At 48.1% G+C, this 23,447-nt stretch carries 28 protein-coding genes and 1 other annotated feature; of the genes, 2 read left to right on the top strand and 26 right to left on the bottom strand.

Annotated elements, in window-relative coordinates:
• Window positions 1–66: 66 nt before the first annotated feature.
• The 3 genes from C7R94_RS23775 to glmU all read right to left on the bottom strand — a co-directional run bounded on the left by C7R94_RS23775 (window position 67) and on the right by glmU (window position 3,124).
• Window positions 67–675, bottom strand: a complete 609-nt coding sequence (locus C7R94_RS23775; RefSeq protein WP_106785210.1) for a 50S ribosomal protein L25 — start codon at window positions 673–675, stop codon at window positions 67–69.
• Between the two features lie 91 nt (window positions 676–766).
• Window positions 767–1,717, bottom strand: a complete 951-nt coding sequence (locus C7R94_RS23770) for a ribose-phosphate diphosphokinase (RefSeq protein ID WP_106785209.1) — start codon at window positions 1,715–1,717, stop codon at window positions 767–769.
• Window positions 1,718–1,738: 21 nt separating this feature from the next.
• Window positions 1,739–3,124, bottom strand: a complete 1,386-nt coding sequence (glmU, locus tag C7R94_RS23765) for a bifunctional UDP-N-acetylglucosamine diphosphorylase/glucosamine-1-phosphate N-acetyltransferase GlmU (RefSeq protein ID WP_106785208.1) — start codon at window positions 3,122–3,124, stop codon at window positions 1,739–1,741.
• Window positions 3,125–3,319: 195 nt separating this feature from the next.
• On the opposite strand from glmU, the gene C7R94_RS23760 reads away from it, so the two are divergent.
• Window positions 3,320–4,336: a CobW family GTP-binding protein gene (locus C7R94_RS23760; protein ID WP_106785207.1), complete on the top strand. Its 1,017-nt coding sequence runs from the start codon at window positions 3,320–3,322 to the stop codon at window positions 4,334–4,336.
• 54 nt (window positions 4,337–4,390) lie between these two features.
• Here the strand turns inward: C7R94_RS23760 and spoVG are convergent, their stop codons facing one another.
• The 11 genes from spoVG to metG all read right to left on the bottom strand — a co-directional run bounded on the left by spoVG (window position 4,391) and on the right by metG (window position 13,924).
• Window positions 4,391–4,678 (bottom strand): septation regulator SpoVG, encoded by a 288-nt coding sequence (gene spoVG, locus C7R94_RS23755; protein ID WP_007719936.1) that lies wholly within the window; start codon window positions 4,676–4,678, stop codon window positions 4,391–4,393.
• Window positions 4,679–4,868: 190 nt separating this feature from the next.
• Complete coding sequence (locus tag C7R94_RS23750) at window positions 4,869–5,249, bottom strand: RidA family protein (RefSeq protein WP_106785206.1); 381 nt, start codon at window positions 5,247–5,249, stop codon at window positions 4,869–4,871.
• Between the two features lie 6 nt (window positions 5,250–5,255).
• Window positions 5,256–6,089 carry a pur operon repressor gene (gene purR / locus C7R94_RS23745; RefSeq protein WP_007719934.1) on the bottom strand — a complete coding sequence of 278 codons (834 nt, stop codon included), beginning with the start codon at window positions 6,087–6,089 and terminating at the stop codon, window positions 5,256–5,258.
• Window positions 6,090–6,144: 55 nt separating this feature from the next.
• Window positions 6,145–7,023 (bottom strand): 4-(cytidine 5'-diphospho)-2-C-methyl-D-erythritol kinase, encoded by an 879-nt coding sequence (gene ispE, locus C7R94_RS23740; protein WP_106785205.1) that lies wholly within the window; start codon window positions 7,021–7,023, stop codon window positions 6,145–6,147.
• Between the two features lie 216 nt (window positions 7,024–7,239).
• Window positions 7,240–7,419 (bottom strand): small, acid-soluble spore protein, alpha/beta type, encoded by a 180-nt coding sequence (locus tag C7R94_RS23735; RefSeq protein ID WP_106785204.1) that lies wholly within the window; start codon window positions 7,417–7,419, stop codon window positions 7,240–7,242.
• Window positions 7,420–7,536: 117 nt separating this feature from the next.
• Complete coding sequence (veg, locus tag C7R94_RS23730; protein WP_005830485.1) at window positions 7,537–7,809, bottom strand: biofilm formation stimulator Veg; 273 nt, start codon at window positions 7,807–7,809, stop codon at window positions 7,537–7,539.
• A gap of 216 nt (window positions 7,810–8,025) precedes the next feature.
• The gene (gene rsmA, locus C7R94_RS23725) at window positions 8,026–8,919 is read right to left on the bottom strand and encodes a 16S rRNA (adenine(1518)-N(6)/adenine(1519)-N(6))-dimethyltransferase RsmA (RefSeq protein ID WP_047074462.1); all 894 of its coding nucleotides are present in this window, start codon (window positions 8,917–8,919) and stop codon (window positions 8,026–8,028) included.
• A gap of 3 nt (window positions 8,920–8,922) precedes the next feature.
• A complete protein-coding gene (gene rnmV / locus C7R94_RS23720; RefSeq protein WP_047074537.1) occupies window positions 8,923–9,471 on the bottom strand; it encodes a ribonuclease M5 in 549 nt (182 codons plus the stop codon).
• A gap of 171 nt (window positions 9,472–9,642) precedes the next feature.
• Window positions 9,643–10,740 (bottom strand): resuscitation-promoting factor, encoded by a 1,098-nt coding sequence (locus C7R94_RS23715; RefSeq protein WP_106785203.1) that lies wholly within the window; start codon window positions 10,738–10,740, stop codon window positions 9,643–9,645.
• Between the two features lie 358 nt (window positions 10,741–11,098).
• Entirely contained in the window at window positions 11,099–11,869 is a 771-nt protein-coding gene (locus C7R94_RS23710; protein WP_106785202.1) for a TatD family hydrolase, read from the bottom strand.
• A 27-nt stretch (window positions 11,870–11,896) separates the two neighbouring features.
• A complete protein-coding gene (gene metG, locus C7R94_RS23705; RefSeq protein ID WP_106785201.1) occupies window positions 11,897–13,924 on the bottom strand; it encodes a methionine--tRNA ligase in 2,028 nt (675 codons plus the stop codon).
• Between the two features lie 58 nt (window positions 13,925–13,982).
• Window positions 13,983–14,237: a binding site (T-box leader), on the bottom strand.
• Window positions 14,238–14,681: 444 nt separating this feature from the next.
• Here metG and C7R94_RS23700 point away from each other — a divergent pair.
• Entirely contained in the window at window positions 14,682–14,930 is a 249-nt protein-coding gene (locus C7R94_RS23700) for an AbrB/MazE/SpoVT family DNA-binding domain-containing protein (protein ID WP_007719913.1), read from the top strand.
• Window positions 14,931–14,989: 59 nt separating this feature from the next.
• On the opposite strand, the gene C7R94_RS23695 is transcribed toward C7R94_RS23700, so the two are convergent.
• The 12 genes from C7R94_RS23695 to C7R94_RS23640 form a co-directional block, all read right to left on the bottom strand.
• The gene (locus C7R94_RS23695) at window positions 14,990–15,640 is read right to left on the bottom strand and encodes a class I SAM-dependent methyltransferase (protein ID WP_106785200.1); all 651 of its coding nucleotides are present in this window, start codon (window positions 15,638–15,640) and stop codon (window positions 14,990–14,992) included.
• Window positions 15,641–15,771: 131 nt separating this feature from the next.
• The gene (gene rsmI, locus C7R94_RS23690) at window positions 15,772–16,644 is read right to left on the bottom strand and encodes a 16S rRNA (cytidine(1402)-2'-O)-methyltransferase (RefSeq protein ID WP_106785199.1); all 873 of its coding nucleotides are present in this window, start codon (window positions 16,642–16,644) and stop codon (window positions 15,772–15,774) included.
• Entirely contained in the window at window positions 16,641–16,916 is a 276-nt protein-coding gene (locus C7R94_RS23685; RefSeq protein ID WP_007719905.1) for a GIY-YIG nuclease family protein, read from the bottom strand. The genes rsmI and C7R94_RS23685 overlap by 4 nt, the downstream gene beginning before the upstream one ends.
• Window positions 16,891–17,658 carry a tRNA1(Val) (adenine(37)-N6)-methyltransferase gene (locus C7R94_RS23680; protein ID WP_106785198.1) on the bottom strand — a complete coding sequence of 256 codons (768 nt, stop codon included), beginning with the start codon at window positions 17,656–17,658 and terminating at the stop codon, window positions 16,891–16,893. Before C7R94_RS23680 ends, C7R94_RS23685 begins: the two co-directional genes overlap by 26 nt.
• A gap of 108 nt (window positions 17,659–17,766) precedes the next feature.
• Window positions 17,767–18,138, bottom strand: coding sequence for a DNA replication initiation control protein YabA (yabA, locus tag C7R94_RS23675; protein WP_012683858.1), 372 nt, complete (start codon window positions 18,136–18,138; stop codon window positions 17,767–17,769).
• Between the two features lie 28 nt (window positions 18,139–18,166).
• Complete coding sequence (locus C7R94_RS23670) at window positions 18,167–18,982, bottom strand: PSP1 domain-containing protein (RefSeq protein WP_007719901.1); 816 nt, start codon at window positions 18,980–18,982, stop codon at window positions 18,167–18,169.
• A 3-nt stretch (window positions 18,983–18,985) separates the two neighbouring features.
• Complete coding sequence (holB, locus tag C7R94_RS23665; RefSeq protein ID WP_047074446.1) at window positions 18,986–19,966, bottom strand: DNA polymerase III subunit delta'; 981 nt, start codon at window positions 19,964–19,966, stop codon at window positions 18,986–18,988.
• A gap of 16 nt (window positions 19,967–19,982) precedes the next feature.
• The gene (locus C7R94_RS23660; protein ID WP_012683855.1) at window positions 19,983–20,429 is read right to left on the bottom strand and encodes a YaaR family protein; all 447 of its coding nucleotides are present in this window, start codon (window positions 20,427–20,429) and stop codon (window positions 19,983–19,985) included.
• A 92-nt stretch (window positions 20,430–20,521) separates the two neighbouring features.
• On the bottom strand, window positions 20,522–20,851 hold the full coding sequence (locus C7R94_RS23655) for a cyclic-di-AMP receptor (protein ID WP_007719896.1): 330 nt from the start codon (window positions 20,849–20,851) through the stop codon (window positions 20,522–20,524).
• Between the two features lie 133 nt (window positions 20,852–20,984).
• On the bottom strand, window positions 20,985–21,626 hold the full coding sequence (tmk, locus tag C7R94_RS23650; protein ID WP_106785197.1) for a dTMP kinase: 642 nt from the start codon (window positions 21,624–21,626) through the stop codon (window positions 20,985–20,987).
• Window positions 21,627–21,665: 39 nt separating this feature from the next.
• Window positions 21,666–23,138, bottom strand: a complete 1,473-nt coding sequence (locus C7R94_RS23645; RefSeq protein ID WP_106785196.1) for an aminotransferase class I/II-fold pyridoxal phosphate-dependent enzyme — start codon at window positions 23,136–23,138, stop codon at window positions 21,666–21,668.
• Between the two features lie 104 nt (window positions 23,139–23,242).
• Window positions 23,243–23,425 carry a sigma factor G inhibitor Gin gene (locus C7R94_RS23640; RefSeq protein WP_007719893.1) on the bottom strand — a complete coding sequence of 61 codons (183 nt, stop codon included), beginning with the start codon at window positions 23,423–23,425 and terminating at the stop codon, window positions 23,243–23,245.
• Between the last annotated feature and the right edge of the window lie 22 nt (window positions 23,426–23,447).

The following is a 23,447-nucleotide window of genomic DNA, read 5'->3' as shown; positions in this document are numbered from 1 at the left end:
GTTACGTGAACAAAAGTAGAAGGGCAGAGATGAAATCACCTCGCCCTTCTTTTTCATGCCATGATTTTATTCGTTCGCTGTTCCTGCTTTTTCAGCCACTGCCTCTGCTTCTTGCTCTGCATCAATTGATTCATCGGACTTGACCTTCACAGGCAGTACACTGATCAGCACTTCTGTGGATTCGAGCCCTAGATCTATTCCAGGTGGGACATTCAGATCCGAAACCAGCACGACATCCCCAATATTCAATCCATCGACATCGACCAGGAACGATTCTGGTATAATACCTGGCAAGCAAGTCACTTCCACACTGTGGCGGATAAGGGTAGCCACACCCAATTCTGGATCTCCTGTCATGAGGACAGGGACAGACGTGTGTATTTTTTCATTCATATTGATCTTCTTAAAATCTGCATGCAAAATGTTCCCCTGCAAAGGATCCCGTTGCAGTTCATAAACCATAACATCGTGGGTGTTCCCGTCTACACTTAACCGGAATGGCTTGTTCGTGGCTTGGTGACGCAGGGCAGCATCCAGATCTCTTCCTTTAACCTGAATCGGCTTGTTGCCCATATCGCTGCCGTACATAATACCGGGAACCCAACCTTCATTGCGCAGTACCTTTACAGCATTGCCTGTCTTTTTTTCGCGAGACTGTGCCTGTAATTGTTCCACAAAAAAAACCTCCTTCGGACTGCTAGTAAAAGTTTCCTCACTAGCTTGTCCATCGGAGGTTTAGTTCAATCCCCTAACAGGGGATTGTATATTAATCGAACAACTTGCTTACGGAAAGCTCTTCGTGAACACGAATGATTGCTTCACCAATGATTGGCGCTACGGAAAGAACAGTAATCTTATCGATAATTTGTTCTTCTGTCAGCGGGATCGAGTTGGTCACAATCAGTTCCTTGATCTTCGAGTTAGCAATACGCTCGATAGCAGGACCAGACAGAACTGGGTGCGTGCAGCATGCATATACTTCACGTGCGCCTGCTTCTACAAGTGCATTAGCAGCCAGTGTGATCGTTCCAGCGGTATCGATAATATCGTCGATGATGATCGCTGTTTTGCCTTCGATGTTACCTACAATGTTCATTACTTCGGCTACGTTTGGTTCTGGGCGGCGTTTGTCAATAATGGCAATAGGCGCTTCCAGACGTTCTGCCAATTTACGAGCACGGGTCACTCCACCGTGGTCTGGAGATACGACAACGATATCTTTCAGACCTTTTTCAGAGAAGTGTTTACCCAAGATAGGCACACCCAGCAAATGATCTACCGGAATATCGAAGAAGCCTTGGATTTGTGTTGCGTGCAGATCCATCGTAATCACACGTTGTGCACCCGCTGTCTCGATCAGGTTCGCAACCAGCTTAGCCGTGATTGGATCGCGTGCACGTGCTTTACGATCTTGACGAGCATAACCGTAGTAAGGAATGACCACGTTGATACTCTTAGCCGAAGCGCGCTTCAATGCATCGACCATGACCAAAAGCTCCATCAAATGCTCATTAACGGGAGCAGACGTTGGCTGAATGACAAATACATCACAACCGCGAACGCTTTCATTGAGTTTGAGTTGGCATTCGCCATCACTAAAGCGCACTACTTGTGCGTTTCCGAGTGGTACGCCGATGTGTTCGGCGATTTCTTTTGCCAGTTCCGGGTTTGCGTTGCACGTAAATACCTTCAGTTTTGGGTCGCGGTAGTTAGCCATGATCTTCTCAAGAACCTCCCGTTATGATTGCTTTTTGCCCTTGCGAGGCATTTTGTTCGCGTAATCGATTTTATTTACTTGACGCTCACGTGCGATCGCAAGCGCATTATCTGGCACATCTTGATTAATGGTCGATCCTGCAGCTACATAAGCATTTTGTCCAACTGTAACTGGCGCAACCAGATTGCTGTTGCATCCGATGAATGCTCCATCTTTTACTGTTGTTTTATGCTTCACTGCGCCATCATAGTTGACGGTAATCGTTCCACAGCCAATATTGACTCCGTCTCCGATCTCCGCATCTCCTACATAGCTGAGATGAGGAACCTTCGTACCGTCACCAATTTTCGCATTTTTCAATTCCACGAAATCACCGATTTTGGCATTGCTTCCAATCTGTGATCCTGGTCGAACATAAGCAAATGGCCCAACAGATGAATTGCTTTCGACACTCGAATCAACCATCACCGAGTAAGAAATGGTCACACCACTCGCTACTTCTACATTCGTCAGATCCGCTTGGGGCCCGATTACACAATCAGCTCCAACGTTTGTTTGTCCACGCAGGAAAGAACCCGGGTGAATCACGGTATCTGCCTCAATCTTCACATCCGCTTCGATATACGTAGAAGCTGGATCGATGATTGTCACACCATTTCGCATGTGACCAGTCATAATACGTTTTTTCATGTAGGCTTCTGCTTCCGATAGCTGTACACGATCGTTCACACCCATCGTTTCCTCCGGGTCAACCGCTTCGTATCCAACTACCTTTTCACCTGCTTCACGCAAAATACCGACAACGTCTGTTACATAGTATTCGCCTTGTGCGTTGTCATTTTTCACTTCCGCCAAGGCTTTCCATAATTTTCGGTTGTCATAGCAGTATATGCCCGTATTAATTTCTCTGATCGCCCGTTCCGTTTCCGTAGCGTCCTTATGTTCCACGATTCGCAATACTTCGCCCGCCTCATTGCGTACGATACGCCCATAACCTGTTGCGTCAGGTAACACGGCGGTTAATACGGTTGCAGCCGCTTGCTGCTCCTCGTGATAGGTCAGCAAGGCCGACAACGTAGTCGCTGACAAGAGGGGAACGTCTCCATATAAAAGAAACGTAGTTCCTTCTTTATCCTGTAAAAACGGCGCTGCCTGCGAAACGGCATGTGCCGTTCCCAACTGTTCTTCTTGCAGTGCATAAGTGACGTCCTCGCCTAGCTTGGCACGGACAGCGTCAGCACCATGACCTACGACGACAACGATATCCTGGACCTGCATGGACGCCATCGTATCGACTACATGCTGAACCATAGGCTTTCCGCACACAGGGTGCAGGACTTTGTACAGCTTCGATTTCATCCGTGTACCCTGACCAGCAGCCAGAACCACGGCATGGATCTTAGACATGTCAACCCTCCATCGTAGAAGTTCCACAATGACTATATCCTAATTCATATGTGAATTTCAAGACAATCGATACAGGATTATCACTGATTCCTTGCATTGCCAGTAGTTAGACACATGGCAGACAACATTTAATTTTCTGACAGAAATGTGATATATTGTTTGGCGAAAGGGGTTATTTGAAGGAGGTAGGATGAGATGAGCGCAGAGGTATACTTGCTGACTGGGTATTTAGGAAGCGGAAAAACTACCCTTTTGCAAAAGTGGCTGACTCATTTGCGCATCACAGACCAGAAAGTAGTCGTCTTGATGAATGAAATGGGGGAGGAAGATATCGACGGGGAACAATTGCAAGGCTTCGGCTTTCCTGTCAAAAAAATGCTCGATGGCTGCATATGCTGCTCGATCAAGGGAGAGCTGACGGAGGGCTTGAAAGATATTATGAACGCCATTGCGCCAGACCGAATCCTCATCGAGACTACTGGTGTAGCTGATCCACTTGATGTCATCGATACGATTACCCACCCAGAGCTGTATGATCGACTGGAGTTAAAAGGGACCATTAGTGTTGTCGACGCCTCTCGCTTTCTGGACCTTAACTCACGATTCTCCTCGACTGCCACTCTGGTCAAAACGATTCGAAACCAAGTGCGTTACGCAGACCTGCTTCTTTTGAACAAAACAGATTTGACTAGTCCCGACGTCATAGAACGGGTCCGTCAAAAGCTCAGTGAAATCAATCCCACTGCACCCATACACGCTACTGTTCAGGCAGAAATAGAAGTCTCCCGGCTTTTGTCGGTCAAACGCACTGTTCATGAGCGGCCGCTCGACAACGAAGCAAACCGCCCCATTGCCGTACAGAAAAGCATCGGCAGAATGTCCACGATGGACAGGCTCAAGCAATCCCTTGGCCTGAAAACAAGCCAACCCACTCTCTACAATAGTATCGAAACGTTTTCCTATGCATTCACCGGACCCGTAGACCCGAAAAAATTCGAGGACTTTCTGTACGATCTCCCCAAAAACGTCTATCGGGCAAAAGGCTACGTCCAGTTCCACGGAAAGCCCGAGCTGATCTCGTTTCAACATACCGATAATCAGGTGCTTCTGTTCCCTTTTGAAAATTTCGGACCGAAAATGGTAGCTGTCTTCATCGGGGAAGGAATGGACCGAGAAATAATCTTGAACGATTTACAAAAATGTTATGGTTAACGGACGCCGAAGCACCCTGCCGCAAGTGACAGGGTGCTTTGTGATCAGGACTTTTTAAGCACCAGCTTCGATAGTGCTCTCTTCCTCTTGACCTACGCGGTCGTATTCTGTGAGTACTGCTGCCTGGATTTTTTCACGGGTAGTCGAAGAAATCGGATGTGCAATATCACGGAATTCTCCATCTGGTGTACGCTTGCTCGGCATAGCTACAAACATACCATTGTTTCCGTCAATGACACGGATATCATGAACCACAAACTCATGGTCAATTGTAATGGATGCAATCGCTTTCATCCTACCATCCGTATTCACTCGGCGAAGTCTTACGTCTGTTACTTCCATCTAGTTCACTCCCTTTATCTATGTAACGCGTTTAGGATTATTTCCACCTGCTGGGTAAATATTCCTGCTTACCATTATGTAATTTTTGAAAAAATATATAAATATGTTTATATGTCATTTTTTGGAAACATTTTCTGCAAGCACAAAAACAGCCCAATGCACGTGGCATCAGGCTGTTTTCCATTTTTTTCTAATCGATATAAGCTACGATTTCAATTTCTACTTTTACATCACGCGGCAGTCGTGCCACTTCTACAGTGGAGCGAGCTGGCTTGTGATCACCAAAATATTGGCCGTACACCTCGTTCAGTTGACCAAAATCATTCATGTCCTTGATAAATACCGTAGCCTTCACTACGTTCGTCAGGTTGCCACCGGCTTCTGCCAGTACCGCTTGAATGTTGGAAAAAACCTGGTGGGTTTGCTCCACGACGTCACCTTCTACCAAAGTGCCGTCTGCACGCAACGGAATTTGACCCGATGCAAAAAGAAATGGACCTACCTTTGCAGCCTGGCTATAAGGACCAATAGCGGCAGGAGCCTTGTCAGTTGAAACAAAAGAGATTGCCATACCTATCTACTCCCCTCTATTTTCAAAAAAACTGCCCAGCTCTATTTCAATTTGCTTGCCCTTGAAGTCTACATCCTGCAGTTTTGCAAGCGAAACGTATTCATCTACCAAACGCTCAGAAACATCCGCTGTCGTTTCAACCAGCACGCCGCATCCCACTACGGTTGCACGGAATTCCTGCAACAAATCAATCATGCCCCGCAGTGTCCCGCCAGCTTTCATAAAGTCGTCCACAATAAGGACACGAGACTGCTCAGCCAAACCGCGGCGAGCGAGTGACATGGTTTGGATTCGTTTACTGGAACCCGATACATAGTTAATGCTCACTACTGAACCTTCCGTCACCTTATTGTCACGGCGCACAATCACAACAGGCACATTCAAAAACATAGCCGTCGCATACGCAAGTGGAATCCCCTTTGTTTCCACCGTCATGACGACATCCACATTTTTATCCGCATAAGCGGTTGCAAAGAGCTTTCCGATCTTCGCCATCGTTTGTGGATTTCCGAGAATGTCGGACATGTACAAGTATCCACCTGGCAAAAGTCTCTCTGGATTAGCAAGTTGACCGATCAGTTCGCGCATGAAGTGAAGGGCCTCTTCCGTTTTGACCTGTGGAATATACTTCACTCCGCCTGCCGCTCCCGCCACCGTTTTCAACAAGCCTACCCCTTGGACTTCAAAAGCCTCTTTGATGATAGACAGGTCTTCACTGATGGATGATTTCGCTGCGCCGTATTGTTCCGCGAACAGAGTGAGAGGAGTCAGCGTATGGGGATGGGCAAGCAAGTGCTGCGTCATGTCAACCAGACGTGCACTTCTGCGCAATTTCTTCATGGCTCTTCCTCCAAAACCGAATATTATGCTGATAATGTATCATTTCCATACGGGTTTATGCAAGTATTTCCCCATCTTGAGCGCCTAACATTCGGACAACAAACACATCTTTGACAAAACCTCGCAACGCGTTGTAGATCCGATGTACTTTCGCTTCCTTTTGCACAAGAGCAAACACAGTAGGGCCGCTGCCAGACATCAGGACACCATCTGCCCCCGAAGCGACCATGAGATCCTTGATCTGTCTTACTTGTGGATGGAGCGAGAGTGTAACGTTCTCTAACACATTCCCTAGAGATTGGCACATGAGTGAAAAGTCTTGGGTCGCAATGGCTTGCAGCATTTGTTTGGTATCGGGATGATTATCGATCTGAGCCACACGCAGGTTTCCGTATACATCCGGGGTAGATACTCCGATAGGCGGCTTGGCTAGAATGATCCAGCACGGTGCAGGCGCTCCCAGATGCGCGATCTGTTCGCCCCGCCCCGTCGCCAGCGCTGTTCCACCGTAAACGCAAAATGGCACATCAGAGCCAATCTCCGCTCCGATTTTAGCCAACTCATCCCTGGTCAACCCGAGATTCCATAATTGGTTCAAGCCGCGCAGTGTTGCCGCTGCATCACTGCTGCCACCTGCCAGTCCAGCCGCAACTGGTATTTGCTTGTCGATATACAAGTGTACGCCCTGGCGTACCTGAAATTTTTCTTTCATGAGCGTTGCCGCTTTATATGCATGGTTACGGATATCATCCGGTACGAAGCTGGCAGAACAGTCCAGCGTAATCTCACCATCTTCGCGTAGAGTCATGTCCACACGATCTGCCAAGTCTACGGTTGTCATCACCATTTCTACTTCGTGATAACCGTCCGGCCGTTTGGCAAGCACGTCGAGAGTCAAATTAATTTTGGCCGGAGCTTTGACCGAGATACGCACGTAATTCACCTCTGCCTACTTTCTAAATTTCCTAGTCTCTTATTGTAGCATAGGCAAACTCTCCCATGCCACTTGATCAATTAAAAAGAATTAGGATCGAGATCATTATGGGTATTTCGAAAATTCAGCTCTCTTTGCAGAAAAAAAGGCCGGGATACCCCGACCTTGTCAACGAGTTTATATGGTGAGAAACGTCCGTACGATCAAACCCAAACGTTACAATCGCTTAGCGGCTAATGCTTCCTCAGCAAGCTGAACAGCCCGCTTGACCATGTTACCCGCGTCCCGTGTCGTGATGCCTCCCCAACCCTCAGATTTTACCGTATCGTAAAACCCAAGGTCTTTGGCCAGTTCCATCTTAAACTGCTCTGACATCAGTCCTCGTCTGCGACCCATAGCACCCTCCTTCTCGTTGACAGGCTTAGTGTGCTCCATGCCGCTCTTTTTATTGCCTCAACCAAATGTTCAGAGCTTTTCGATATAAAAAACAAAACAGTAGAACCCAAAAGGGCTCTACTGTTGTACAAATGTGATGCGGATGTGCTCGTTTTCGCGGCACACCGTCAATTCTACTGTTTCCGTCAAGATGTCAGCATAGCTGTAAGATACCCGCTCAAAAAGTTGGTCGTCATCCAGCTTTACCACAAACACAGATGGGTAAGTTTCTTCGAGGATGCCACTACGTTCAACGGTTTTGCGGCGACCGCCATTAGCCTTCAGCAGGATGCGCTCACCAATGTGTCCGTCCAAACTACGTTTAATGTCAAGTAACGCGTTTCTTGCCATTGTTCCATCCACCTCGCTTACATCTATTATAACAGCTCCCTTATATTTTGTCAAAGAAATAAAAAATTATAGCAACCCTGCCGATATTTTGTCAACGGGGTTTTTTTCATAAAAAACGTAGATATTTGTCAAATGGTATGCATAGAGGGCATAAATACGCAAAAACCCCCATTCTTGGGGGATCACGCCCAAAAATAAGGGGGTTGTCTTCATGATTTACGTAATCAGTCCGCGGCGCATACCTTCGTTCGCTAGGCGGGCAAATTCGTCCAAACTCAGTGTTTCACCACGTCGGGTCGGATCGATCCCGATGTCAGTGAGCATCTGTATTACTTCATCCTTTTGGGTTTTAGGAAACAGTCCGTTCATTAGGTTGTTCAACAATGTCTTACGACGCTGTGCAAACGAGCTGCGTACCACCCGGAAAAACACATCCTGATCATCTACTTCCACTGGCGGACGATCTCTTACCTTTAAGCGAATGACTGCCGAGTCAACATTTGGACGCGGGACAAACACACTAGCAGGCACAATCATCGCTACTTCTGTATCTGCATAGAATTGAGCTGCGACTGACAGAGAGCCATAGTCTTTCGTCCCTGGTTTGGCTGCAATCCTCTCTGCCACTTCCTTTTGAATCATAACCACGATGTTTTCGAGGGGCAACCTCTCTTCCAGCAGCTTCATCAGGATCGGTGTCGTCACATAGTAAGGCAAATTCGCCACTACGCTTAGCTTTTCCACTCCTGTCATCTTTTCTTCTATTAACTTCTTCAGATCCAGCTCCAGTACGTCCCCATGAACGACTTCAATATTTTCATAGGGTGACAGCGTGTCCTGCAAAATAGGCAAAAGACGCTGGTCGATTTCGATCGCCATTACTTTTTTGGCTGCTCGTCCCAATTGCTCCGTCAGCGCACCGATACCGGGCCCAATTTCAATCGCGCCCTTTTCCTTGGTGAGGTCTGCCTCTGAAACAATGTTATGTAAAATATTGGTGTCTATCAGGAAGTTCTGGCCCAGACTCTTCTTAAAAGAAAAGCCGTACTTCTCCAATATTTCTTTTGTGCGCGTAGGTGTGGCAATATCCTTGCCCGCTATTTGGGTCATGGCTTACTCCCTCTCTTTGTTGATGGCCGTAATGGCCGCTTCGAATTCTGCTCGACTGATCTGGAAGGCATTGAGCCGCTGCAGCATTTGCTTGGCGTTGGCGTATCCGATCCCCAATGCTTCTCCCAGCTTGATTCTGCGTTCTTTGGCATCCACTCCGGACGTCAGGCCATTTGCCAGCAAATCGTCAGAGGTAATCTCTCCAGCCGTTTCCGCCATTTCGGTACGCACTTCTGAGAGCGCACGAATAATTACGTCAGGGGTCGCGTTCTCGACGCCGATGTCGCCCTTTTTGGTCCCATCCTCCTGAGTAATAAATGCGTGCTTACAGCCTGGAACAGACTTGCTGATAATTTTTCGGATGCGCTCCCCTTGATAATCAGGGTCTGTGAAAATAATAACACCGCGTTTTTGTTGTGCCAGCCTGATTTTTTCAATCGTTCTTTTATGAATGGCAGAACCGCCAGTCTCAATCGTATCGGCATTAACCGCACGCTTGATTGCTGCAGTATCATCTCGTCCTTCCACCACGATGACTTCCTTGATCTTCATCATGTGCTCCCACTTTCGTGCAAAGTCGGTACGATACTAGTGTTCCAAAAAAAATCGTACCCAAAGCCAAAAATACATGTAACATTTGGTAAAACAGGATCGTCTAACTAACAAACAGCTTATCACAATAACCATGGAGGAAACAGAAGAACAGGAGCAATCGCTCCTGTCCTAAGGCTTCTGTGGTCCAATGATATATACAGTTTTGTTGCGCTTGCGACCGAACTTCCTCGCCTCGGATTCCGTGCTTACGAATACGTCGATTTTGCCACCTTTCATGGCACCACCCGTATCTTCAGCTCGACGATACCCAACACCTTCAATGTACACCCACCATCCATACGGAATGACTTTAGGATCTACAGCGATTGTGTGACCTGCCTTGGCTTTTGCCCCTGTCGATGTGCGTCCATATCCCGGAGAACTTGGATGTTTGCCACCTCCCGCAGGAGTATAAGCAGTCAGGGTAACCCCGTTCAGTACTTTTTTCGGCCTAAACACTTTTCCACCACGTGAGACCGGACCCGCTGCAGAAGCAACCAGGACCCGATCTGGTTGACCCTTTTTCTGCAACGTTGGGATTGCGGTACCCACGGCTACGACATTATCTTTCTTCGGTACAAGTACATCTCTTTTGACCAAATCACGGGAGACTTCTTTTCCATCTTCCATGATTAGCTTGTAGTGTGCAATTGCCTTACCTTCTTGCCCGCTTTGTAATACGCGGGTCTTACCTTTTTCCAGCGCTGGATCATTTTTGCGTATTTCTTGAAAGGTGACTCGCTCATCGACTTTTACCATTTTCTCAACAACCCGCTTTACGCTGATCGAGGAGTCCTTGGTAAGTGTAGCGGTCAATGCCGGTTCTACCCGGTCCTTCTCACCTAGCACGATGCCGCCGTCCTTCAACGCACCAGCAACATCACGACTAAGTGTCTCTATCGTTTTTTTCTGCCCGTCAACCTGGATTGGTATGGACCAGGTCGTATATAAAGTAATGAGTGCTCCGTCTTTTAGCTTCGTCTCTAGTGTCGGTTGAAGGGAATCCTTTTCCGTTACCGTAATGTTTCGCTCGGTTAAGAACTGCTCAACGGTCTTGGCTTTTGTAGCGACCGTCTTGCTTTCTCCGTCCAACGAAAAAGTGACCTGTTTTGGCTGAGTAGCCTGGGCAGAGAAATAGCCAATCATGGGAACGAGCACAAGTGCAAGGCAGCCAAACATGACTAGCCCACGATTCTTATACCTTTCCCATATCGCGCGTAACTCCATTTCCCACACTCCTTTTCCTAGAAAAGCACGAGGCTCTTCTTGTCTAGCCAGGTAAGGGTCGATGTAATTGCACTAATATTCTGGAAGTGGCCGGTACTTCACAAGGTCGGCTTTGATTGTATTTCACTTTCCCGGCTTTGTCAAATTTACCCTCCCTTTTGGCTGAAGAGATAATGGTATCAGACTAGCAAAATAGGCATGGCGAATGGTAGCAGAAACCTGTCGAGAAGCCATGTCGGATGGACAATAATCGTTCGACACATTGTTCATCGTATGCGTCGACAAAATGGAGTAGAACCCGGTTACCTCACACAAAAAAAGGGGAAATCACGTGATCAATCGTGATTTCCCCTTTTTATTAACCGTTCATGCGAAAAAGACGTCTGGCGTTGTCTGCGGTAATTTGTGCCATTTCCTCGTAAGACAAACCATGAATGTTCGCCATTTCCTCGCAGACGTAACGCACATATCCACTCTCATTTCGCTTTCCGCGGAAAGGATGCGGAGTAAGATACGGGCAATCCGTCTCTATCAACAGCTTGTCTAGCGGTACCTTCGCTGCTACTTCTTTTGGCTGCTTGGCATTTTTGAACGTAAGCGGACCACCGAACGAAATATAAAAATTCATATCGAGTACCTGCTTCGCTGTTTCCCAGCTGCCAGAGAAGCAGTGCATGATGCCGCCAACATCTGCTGCCTTCTCTTCCTTCAGGATCGTCAAAACGTCTTGGTGCGCATCGCGATTGTGGATGATGATCGGCATGTCGAGCTTGCGAGCCAGACGAATCTGTTTGCGGAATACCTCTGCCTGCACATCACGTGGCGACGTATCCCAGTAGTAGTCCAAGCCCATTTCACCCAATCCCACTACTTTCGGATCTCGACTGAGTTCCTCAATCCATTCTAGATGTTCGTCTGTCATGTCCTTGGCGTCTTGTGGATGCCAACCGATGACGGCGTAAATAAAGTCATACGCATGAGCCAAATCCATGCAGGTTGGAATTGTTTCAGCGTTGAATCCGATGTTCACAATCGTACTGACGCCATTTTCTTGCGCACGAGCAATGACCTCTGCACGATCTTCATCGAATTCCTTCGCATTTAGATGAGCATGGGTTTCAAATAACAAGATGGGTTCTTCCTTTCCTTGCCCTCGTTACTTCACGATTGCTCCGTTCGGAATACTTGGGTCAACAGTCGCAAGTGTCAACTGATCTCCTGCCGATGCTGCCAAGATCATTCCTTGAGACAGCTCACCACGGAGCTTCACTGGCTTCAGGTTCGCTACGAGGATCACTTTTTTGCCGACCATATCTTCTGGAGAGTAGTATTTCGCGATACCAGAAACAACCTGGCGCTTCTCGTAGCCGAGATCCAATTGCAGAACCAACAGCTTATCAGCATTTGGATGCTTGGCACATTCCACTACCTGTGCAACGCGCAGCTCTACTTTTCCAAAATCGTCGATGCTGATTTCTTCTTTTGCATCAGCTGGTTTGTCAGTTGATGCTTCTGTTTGATTGGTGTTTGTTTCACTCACAGGTGCTTCCCCTTTCAAAGCTGCTTGCTTTTTCTTGTTTTCCTCGGCTTGGCGACGTGCCTCTGCTGTTGAATCGTCGATGAAAGCCAGTTCCGCTTGAACATCCAGACGAGGGAAGAGCAGTTCCTTGCGGCTAACGGTGCTTCCAGCAGGCAATCCACCCCATACACTTGCAGATTCCCAGCTCGTTGCTTCTTCATTGCCCAAAATACCCAGTTGGTCCCAAATTTTCGCTGGGGCTTTGGTCATGAACGGCTGGATCAGCACGGAGCTAATGCGGATGCTTTCCACCAAATTGTACATAACGGTTGCCAGGCGACCTTTGGTTTCTTCGGATTTTGCCAAATTCCATGGCATGGTCTCATCGATGTATTTGTTTGTGCGTCCCACCAGTTCCCAGATGTGAGCCAGTGCATTGGAGAAGCGCATTTCTTCCATGTGCTCTTCCACCAACGCCTTCGTTTTCATTGCGAGGCCGATCAAGCTGTCATCCGGCTCTCCTGCATCCTGTGGAGCTGGAACGATACCATCGAAATATTTCTCAATCATCGTAGCGGTACGGCTCAGCAGGTTTCCGATGTCATTAGCCAAATCGTAGTTCAGGCGCTGTACGAATGATTCTGGCGTGAAGATGCCATCCTGACCGAAGTTGATTTCACGAAGCAGGAAGTAGCGAACGCCGTCAGAACCGTAACGGTCGATCAAAACCTTCGGGTCAATGACATTGCCCTTGGATTTCGACATTTTTCCATCCGGCATCAGAAGCCAGCCATGACCAAAAATTTGTTTTGGCAACGGGATATCCAGTGCCATCAACAGGATTGGCCAGTAGATCGTATGGAAGCGCAAAATGTCTTTTCCAACCATATGAACATTGGCTGGCCAGAAGTTACGGTATTTGCTGTCGTCTTCGGACAAATAGCCGAGAGCAGAAATATAGTTCGTCAATGCATCGATCCATACGTAAATGACGTGCTCTGGATCGCTCGGCACCTTGATTCCCCAGTCAAATGTACTGCGAGATACGGACAAATCTTGGAGGCCTGGCTTCAGGAAGTTGTTGACCATCTCGTTGCGGCGGCTCTCCGGTTGAATAAACTCAGGGTGTGCTTCGATGTGTGCAAGCAGTCTGTCCTGATACTTGGACATGCGGAAGAAGTAGTTTTTCTCCTTCACTTTTTTCACTTCGCGACCACAGTCTGGGCAAGCATATCCGTTGTCTGTTTTCGCTTGGGTTTCTGTCCAGAAAGCCTCGCAAGGTACACAGTAGAAGCCCTCGTACTCGCCCAAATAAATATCACCTTGGTCGAGCAGGCGCTGGAACACTTTTTGTACGACTTCTTTATGACGAGGCTCTGTGGTACGAATGAAATCGTCATAAGAGATGTCCAACTTTTGCCACAGGTCCTTTACCCAATCGACAATCGGGTCGATGAACTCGAGCGGTTGTTTGCCATCCTCGGCTGCACGCTCTTGGAGCTTTTGACCATGCTCATCTGTCCCTGTCAGGTAATACACATCATAGCCGCGCAAACGCTTATAACGAGCCATAGCATCACACGCGATTGTGGTGTAGGCGTTGCCGATGTGGAGTTTGTTACTTGGATAGTAGATCGGTGTTGTGATGTAGTAAGTAGGTTTCATTGCAACTATTCCCCTCCTGTTTACGTTTATTAAAATAAGGAAAAGCCCACCCCAAAAAAATTGGGGCGAGCTCTATCTCGCGGTACCACCCAAATACTCCGTCCCCTCACGGAAAACGGACTTGGTGAGTCAAAACATGACTCTACCCGTAACGTGGGCATACGTCACAAACTACTAGGTACGGTCAATGCCGTCACTGTTCATCTGCAAGACTCAGGGTCCATGTTCAGCTTGCTCGCTTATGCCGGTTTTCAGCTACCCCGGCTCTCTGAAATAAGGAGGATCGGCTTACTCTTCCCATCATGGTCGTTTGGTATCATTTGCTGTATTTATCCTCTATTGTACACGACCAACCTGTTTTGTAAACATCCTCGGCAAGCCCATTTTCCTAAGGAATTTTATCGTTCCCTCCATGCCAACTTTACAAATTACAAGCACAAAAGGGAAAACCTGGAGTTTTTGTCGAATAGCCATGTTGCAATTCGACATTCGTCGACTTATTCGACATCAATTCTCCCAGTAAATTTTATCCATAAAAATTTCCATATCGCTTCCAACGCCTTGAAAAACACCGATTTAACAGCATTTCCGTTTTGAAAAAACATTTTTCTTTTCAAGGAATTGTCAAAATCATGTTGACACCTTTGGGAATGGCTGGTATGATAATCCCAACAGAAAATGTCGAATATTGACGATAAATGATGAGCGTATAACAATAGCATCGACATATACAGACTTTTGGGAGGAGATTTTAACTATGATGAAATCAACCGGTATCGTTCGCAAAGTAGATGAATTGGGTCGTGTTGTTATTCCAATCGAATTGCGCCGCACTCTGGGTATCGCTGAGAAAGATGCTTTGGAAATCTACGTTGACGGAGAGCGTATCATCCTGAAAAAGTATGAGCCTGCATGTATCTTCTGTGGAAACGCTGACAAAGTATCTCATTTTAAAGGTAAAATTGTGTGCCAAGATTGCCTGACAGAAATGCCTGTTAAACGCTAATTTCATTTGATTACATACACATGCCTTTGTGGGACGAGCCTACAAAGGCTTTTTGTTTGCTATTTTTTCTTCAACAGCGCTCGGAAGAAGAACAGCCTGGGCCCATACAAATCAGAATAAACCACATCTTCTGGTATTTCAAAGGATACATCGCCAGAAAACTGTAACCCAACCTCCGTCAAAACTTGTTGCAGCCGCGCTAAATTGATTAGCGGATAATCAAAGGTGAGTACGAGCTGCCCATCGTCTTTTAATACTCTGTGAAATTCGCGGAATGACTGCACCATAATCGGGTCTTCAAGATGCTCGAGAACAGAGATGCAAAATATCGTATCAAACTTTTGATTCGAGTACGGCAAATAGGTCAAATTGGCCCGACAATAATGAATACCGTCAAAATAATGCGCAGGCAAGCTGTCTGCTACTCTTTCCCCAAATACGTCCACAATATCTTGATAAATCGCTTCCTTAGACAATATCCGATTATCGAGATCACAAGCGTGTACTTCTCGACAATGATCAGCCAAGTAAAATTTGAATGGGTGACAGATCCCGCATGCCGAATCAAGCACAACGTCATTCGAATTGGCAAACTGTTTGGCCCAGGCATATTCGTACGGTCTACTGTTCCATGTAACCGGCAGCGTAAATATGAAGTGATCGTCTTTTTCATCTGTATTCACAATAAAACGAGAATCACGAATGCTCACTGCTGATTTCCCCTTTCATTCCTTCCGAAAACACCGACAGCGCCCCTTAACCATCGTATTCACGCCCCCCGTTGAGATTACGAAAAGAAAAAAGCCGACCGTATCGGCCAGCTTCTCTCAGTCATTACCTTCTATTCACGATGATATTCGTTGTAAACATCTCGTTTGGATACGTTTCGATCATCGGCTGCTTGCTTGATGGCTTCCTTTTTCCCCAGGCCTTGTGCGCAGTAATGATCGACGTGCTCCACGATACTCAGCGATTGCCACCATGCATCATCGACTTCCGCTTCCAGCGGTCCAGTGTTCCCTTCGACAATGACACAAAACTCACCGCGCACCTCGCCGCTTCTGAGCCATTCCAAGAGCTCGTCCAACGTCCCGCGTGCGAATTCCTCGTAGCGCTTTGTCAGTTCTCTTGCCAGGACAGCTCGTCGATTCCCCCACGCTTCCCGCATGGCAGCAAGCGTTTTTTCCACCCGATGGGGAGCTTCGTAAAAAATCAGCGTTTCTGGATATCGCTTCAGTCGTTCCAGCTCTTCGCGTCTTTCTTTGTTTTCGCGTCCCATAAATCCGCAAAATACAAAGCGATCAGTGGGAAGACCGGATGCGATCAAAGCTGTCAACGCCGCATTAGCACCTGGAACGGGGATGACAGGGAATCCCGCTGCGGTCGCATCTCGTACCAGCTCCGCACCCGGGTCGGAAATAGCGGGCAAGCCAGCGTCGCTTACCAAAGCAATCTTCTTGCCCTCGGCAAGCCACTGCAACAGCCCATTTCCACTTGCTTCCTTATTATGCTCGTGATAGCTAACCGTCCGTTTTTCGATTTGAAAATGATTCAGCAGCTTTCTCGTCTGGCGAGTATCTTCACACGCGATGACATCGACTTCACGCAACGTATTTAGACACCGAACCGTGATATCGTCGAGATTACCGATGGGTGTAGCAACCAAATAAAGGACTCCTGCTTCTTCTGACGCAAAACTGCGTTGCACATTCATTCGGAGGCCCCTCCAATCAATTCTTCTTTTTTCTTGCGCGTTAATCGTTTGATGCTCTCTTCACGTTTGAGACCCCAGGAACGGTCTGCTCCTTCTTCCCAGTAGAGCAGCTCTACTGGCCCGCGGCCTCTCGTGTATTTGGCACCCTTTCCTTCATTATGAGCAGCCAAGCGCCGGATCAGCTCTGTCGTATATCCGGTGTAGAGTGTCCCATCCGCACAAGAGAGGATGTAGACATAGTGACTCTTACTCGAGGGAATCTCGTCTGCCATAATAGATTTCCTGTAGTTCTTCACAGTATTGCTCTCCCTTTTCATACACAATCAGCGGCGGCTGAATTCTCAGCTCCGACTTTCCACCCCTTATTCCCTCGATCAGAACCATATTCGGCTCTGCTTCCCTACGCGGATAAACCAGACGCATCCGTTTCGGCTCAATGCCGTATTGGCGCATAAGCGAGATGATGTCGATCAAACGTGTGGATCGATGCACAAGCGCCAGCTTCCCGCCGGTTTTTAGCAACTGACTCCCCACGCGAATGACATCCTCCAAGGACAACATAATCTCATGACGGGCAATCGCAAAGTGCTCGCTGATGTTTTTCTCCCCGCTCGTCGCAGACATATACGGTGGATTGCATGTGATCAAATCGTACTTCCCGTGCCCGAACAACGACACCGCATCCTTCACATCGCCGTGATGCATCGTAATTCGTTCGTTCAAACCATTCAATGTCACATTGCGGCTCGCCATACTGAACAAGCGCTCTTGAATTTCGATTCCATCAAAACTAGCTTCTGGCGTACGCGTGGTCATAATGAGCGGTATTGCTCCATTGCCCGTGCACATATCCAATACTTTTCCGCGCTTTGGCACCGATGCAAATCGCGCCAAAAGAACAGCGTCCATCGAGAAGCAAAATACTTCGTGGCTCTGGATTATTTTCATTTCATGTGTCAATAAATCATCGATGCGCTCTGTTTCGTAAAGCGGCACGTTGGTGACAGGTTCCATCTACGGCTCGTACTCCCTTTTGTTCTTGTCTTATTATTCCTATCCGGAAAAAAGCGACCTGACACGTGGCCCAGGTCGCTTTTTCATGTGGTGCTGGTTACTCACCGCTTATTTTTGAGGGCCGCCGCTCAGGAATGAGAGACAGAACAGACAATCCCCTTCTTTTCGCAGGCTGCCGAAATGTACATTGCAGATATGAAATCCTTCCGCGTACAAGCGGGCGAGGTTGTCATACCCTTCTCCGACCACTGCCTTTTTGGCTTTTTCCTTCGCGACAGGGCTTGTTCCCTTTTGTTTTGCTTGGGAGCCGGTCTTTTTCCTGTCTAGTCGGTTGCGAAGGTGCTGGTTTTCAACGAGTAATTGGGCGTTTTCCTCCATCAAAACAACGATGACGTCTTTCAGTTCACCAATTTCTTTATAAAGGTCGCCAATACGTTCTTCAATGCTCGCCATCTTGACGAAGATTTCCCGTTTGTCCACTAGCTCACCTCTCCCCTACCCCCACACTTTATTCAAAGGTGGGGAGACCTATCGCAATCTCATCCAATCCGAACTCGGTGACGCGTTTGTCGATTGAAAGCTCTACTTGGATTGATTGGTCAAGTACGTTTACGGAAACGACTCGTCCATTCCCCATCGGGGTGGTGACCATTTTGCCGACGTCCGGCATCTCATCCTTCGAGCTTTCATAATTGTCGTTCTCGTATTTTAAACAGCACATCAACCGGCCGCACAGACCAGAGATTTTGGCTGGATTCAACGAAAGATTTTGGTCCTTGGCCATTTTGATCGAGACAGGCTCGAAATCGCCGAGGAACGTCGAACAGCAAAGCAACCTGCCGCAAGGCCCGATCCCGCCGAGCATTTTGGCTTCGTCACGCACACCGATCTGGCGAAGCTCAATCCGGGTGCGGAATACGGAGGCGAGGTCTTTTACCAGCTCACGGAAATCAACCCTGCCGTCAGCAGTAAAATAAAAGATAATCTTGTTGCGGTCGAACGTGTACTCCACATCGACCAGCTTCATATCGAGCTTGTGCTCTTTGATCTTTGTCTGACATACAGCAAAAGCATTCTTGGCGGCTTGCTTGTTTTCATCCACCTGTTTTGCATCTCGCTCGTCTGCCATCCGAATGACCTTTTTCAGTGGCAACACGACATCAGACTCAGCCACTTCTTTTTTGCCAATGACGACCTTGCCAAATTCGACCCCTCGCGCCGTTTCAACGATGACGGTGCAGTCTTGCTCAATCGGCAGTCGGTCAGGGTCGAAGTAATATATTTTGCCCGCTTTCTTAAAGCGGACCCCAACAACCTCGTACAAGGGTTATCCCTCCTGGAATTGAAGAACCAACCGCTCAAGAGCCAACTGTGCGTTGGCATTTCGCTCTATCCGATTTTTCGTCTCCATGACCAAATCTATCCCACGCAAGAGCTCAGCTTTTGTCCATACCAGTGCTTGTCCTTGCAGCACATCCTGTTGGTCGCTGTTAATGAGATGGGCATGCCTGCCTACTTGCAAATACAGGATATCGCGCAGCCAAAGGATGAGCAAATCTAAAAAGAGGGGTAGTTCCTCTTTACTTTTGTCGCTCTTTTGCAACATATCATGGATCGTTAAGAGTGCAGATGAATTGCGCTGTTTACACTCCTGCACCAATTGTATCACTAGATTTCTTAGCTGTGCAAACGATTCTGATTGGCTGAGTGTCATGGCTTCTTCCACATTTGTCGTAATGTGGGAAGCAACCTGCGCCATTCCCGCCAAAACGCCCTCTGCACGCAGCTTTTCCGCAATCGATTCTGCAGAAAGTGGTGAAAATTGAACGATTTGGCAGCGAGATAAAATCGTAGGAAGAATCGCATGGCTGTGCTCTGTCAAAAGCAGTGCGAGTACACCAGCCGGCGGTTCCTCCAGAAATTTGAGCAGACTATTGGCAGCCTGTGTCGTCATTTTATCGACATGCTCGATGATATATACTTTGCGTGACGACTCAACGGCGCGCATCGCCATTTCTTTTTGCAGCGAACGGATCTGGTCGATCTTAATCGAAGCCCCATCAGGCGTAATAAACAACACATCTGGGTGATTGCCACCCTCTATGCGCCTGCATGTAACACAGGCCCCGCAGGCGTCTGCCTCCCTTTCCGAACAAAAAAGGGACTTCGCCAGATGCAGGGCCATCTGCTTTTTACCTGAACCTTTAGGACCCGCCAGCAAGTAGGCGTGTGCCAGTCGTTCGTTGCGCAAGCTATGATACAGCAGTTCCTGTGCTCGTGGCTGCTGAGAAAAACGGGTCCATGTCATGATGGTTTCACACCCACTAAAAATACAAATTGATCAACATGCCGCGGATTTCGCCAATCCTGGCTAACAAATCAATCGTTGGTGCCTGCTCGCTCAAGAGCTCATCTGTCAGTTTGAGCAGCTCTGCATCCACCTCTTTGACGATTTTGTACAGCCTGCTGCGGCCACGCCGATTCATTCCTCGTCTGTCGTCTAAGGCAATACCGAACTTCACAGCCTCTTCCATGAACTGTTTGACGAGATTTTTATAAGCATAGAAGTCACGAACGGCGCGGGAACGAGCAAGAATCTGTCCCTGCTTGTCTATGTCTGTCAGCAGCCGGGTAAGCTTCTCCTGAGACATGCGTTCGTCTTCTCCTTGAATCATCGTGCCAAAATTCAGCTTTTCCAGTTGAGGATTCTTGCGTGAATCCGTCGTTTTAATCAAGTCCAGTTTAGGCCGTAACCCATCACTGATTTTCATATCGCCACCTCCGTCGCCCGATCCAATACAGGGTGTGTCCCCATGAGATCAAGTATATACGAAAGTTGCGAAAAAAGAGAGAAGGAACCACGTTAAAATGAGTGGAACTCTCCGACATCCAATACGAATACTGCCGCACCACCCACTTGAACTTCCAGCGGATATGGCATGAATGAGTCTACAGCATTGCTGAGTGGAGAGACGGGAGTGACCATTTGTTTGCGGGATTTGCAATTATGTGCAATGATGTCGATTACTTCCGGCACGCTTTCGTCAGACGTACCGATCAAAAAAGTTGTGTTACCGGCGCGTAAAAAGCTACCCGTACTAGCCAGCTTGGTAGCACGAAAACCTTTTTTCACCAGTTGTTGAGACAGACGACCACTATCTTTATCTTGGACGACCGCAACTACCATTTTCATCGGCTATCACCCTTTCTCCCATGATCAATTCCCAATTTGACTTCTTCATTGTATGAAAAACACGTAGGCTTGGTACGTTATTTCGCTTAAACATATTATACAGCATGTACATCATCCTGCGGTACAGGGAACCTCATAATCTGTCTAGCAGTGCCTGTAGGGCAGATTGATATACTTGTTCCATCGGCTGCTCGGCATCAATGACGACAAAGCGCTTTGGGTCGCGTTCCATGACTAGCTGATACCCTTCCCGAACAAGTTCATGGAAACGCATCCCTTCCAGATCGAGTCGATTCACTTCTCGCCCACGGGAGGCATTAATCCGCGCCAATCCGGTTTCGGGCTGTACATCAAAGAACAAGGTCAATTCCGGCATGCAGTCACCGACAGCAAATCGGTTAATCTGGTAAACAGCCTCAATGCCCAACCCCCGCGCATGTCCTTGATAGGCAAGGCTACTGTCGATAAAACGGTCGCACAGTACCAGCTTGCCCTCTTCCAAAGCAGGTAACACCTTTTCCGCCAAATGCTGACCACGTGCTGCCGCATACAAGAGAGCCTCTGTTCTTTCATCCATCTGCGTGTGGGCCGGATTCAAAATAATTTCCCGAATTTTTTCGGCGATATCAATTCCACCGGGCTCACGGGTCAAAAGCACATCGACTCCCCGCGCCTTCAGCTCTTCGTACAGCTTGGCGATGACGGTGGATTTCCCAGCTCCTTCTCCGCCTTCTATCGTCATAAATCGGCCTTTTTTTCCTGTTGCCACTTCCATACTCCTTCCACCCCTGTTGTAGCAGGCCAGTTGCTTAGATTATCGTAAAACCTGTATCGTTTGTAGCTGGTCGTCCTGTACGCCGTGGAACCGCGTTTGTCCTCTCGCCAATTCCTTTAGCATCGCCAGACTTTCTTCGTCGATCCGCTCGCCTGGCACGAGCACCGGAATCCCTGGCGGATATGGAATCACCATCTCTGCCACAATGCGTCCCAGAGCCTGCTCCAAAAGAATCGACTCCCTCGGGCAATCAACGGCCTCATGCATCGGCAAAGCTTGCTCGCGCAAATAATGGGAAGACACGACTCCCGTCAAAAGAATGCGCTCCTCCCCCGGTTCTACTTGTGGCGCCATCGATTCAAGCAATCTCCACAAAGCATCCAGGTCCCGGGAGGATGTTCCTGTCGAGGCTGCAAGGAGTACATGAGAGTCATCCGCCAGCTCCGAGAAAATCCCGTGCTTTTCCATCCATTTCTGCAACTCAAATCCACTGAATCGGGCCGTTCTCAAATGGAAAAACAGCTTCAACGGGTCAAGCGTAGCGTATACGCTGTTCGTAGACAGTCGCGGCCAATCCAGCCAATCCAGTCGATCCAGTCGCTCCCGAAACTTGTCCAAAAGCGGCAACAACCTGTTCCACTCCTCGGTCGCCGCAAGCACCAGATGTCGTCTGGCTAAATCGAGTGAAGCCATTAGTACATACGACGGACTGGAAGACTGAAGCATGGCGAGATGGCGGAACAACCGTTCACGATCAATCCGTTCACCCTGAATATGCAGCATCGAGGACATCGTCATAGCCGTTCCCATTTTGTGTGTCGATTGAACCGAAGCATCCGCACCTTCCTGCATGGCAGAACGAGGAAAGGCAGGATGAAACCCGTAGTGAGCACCGTGAGCTTCGTCTATCAAAAGCGGTACGCCAAACCGGTGGACCGTAGCCGCCATTTTTGCCAAGTCGATGCCCATTCCATAGTAGGTAGGATTCGTCAAAAAAACTGCCTTGGCATCGGGGTGTGCAAGCAGCGCACGCTCTACATCTTCGCGCCTTACACCCGCAGCGACTCCTGTTGCCAGATCGACGGCAGGTACTAAAAAAATCGGAGTTGCTCTCGCCATCATAATGCCGTTGAATACAGACTTATGGCAATTGCGTTGTACGAGTATCTTGTCTCCCGGTCTGCATACCGTCATGATGAGGGCGATATTTCCTACTGTACTTCCTCCGATCAAAAACTTGGTCTGTTCCGCATGGAAGGCTTGCGCCGCCAAATCCTGCGCTTCTGCAATGACACCCTGTGGCTGATGCAGGTCATCTGTCCCGCTAATTTCCGTTACGTCCAGCTCCAAGATGTCTTGAAAGCGATTTTTCGCATGGTTGTCAAAGCTGTGGCCCATTTTATGTCCTGGCACATGAAACGGATGCGGCCGATGCTTGGCGTGCCGTTCAAGCTGTTCATAAAGGGGCGCACGCTTTTGTCGCTCCCGAAATTCAACATCTCTCTCCAACACGCGCGACTCACGTCCTTTATTTTTATTCCCCTATTTTAGCATGATTTGGACACGCATGAATCCAGCAAAAAAAAGACACCGGAATGCACCGATGCCTTCTTTCTTCACGCATCTTTTCGCAACCAAATGCGCCTCATCTGATGAATAAAAAACGGGTACTTTTCATCCTGCACATCGGTATTGACCATTTCCTGTTCGCACCGCTGACAGATAAACTGCTCACAAATGGCGATTCCGTCATTCTGCTCCTGTTCACAGACGATACATCGCTGAGCAACTTTTTCCATAGTGAAAACGCCTGCCCTTTTC

This window comes from Brevibacillus sp. NRRL NRS-603 (assembly GCF_003013445.1).
Taxonomy (GTDB): domain Bacteria; phylum Bacillota; class Bacilli; order Brevibacillales; family Brevibacillaceae; genus Brevibacillus; species Brevibacillus formosus.
Note: the sequence above shows the minus strand (reverse complement) of the source record. Positions and strands in the feature narration are given on the sequence as shown.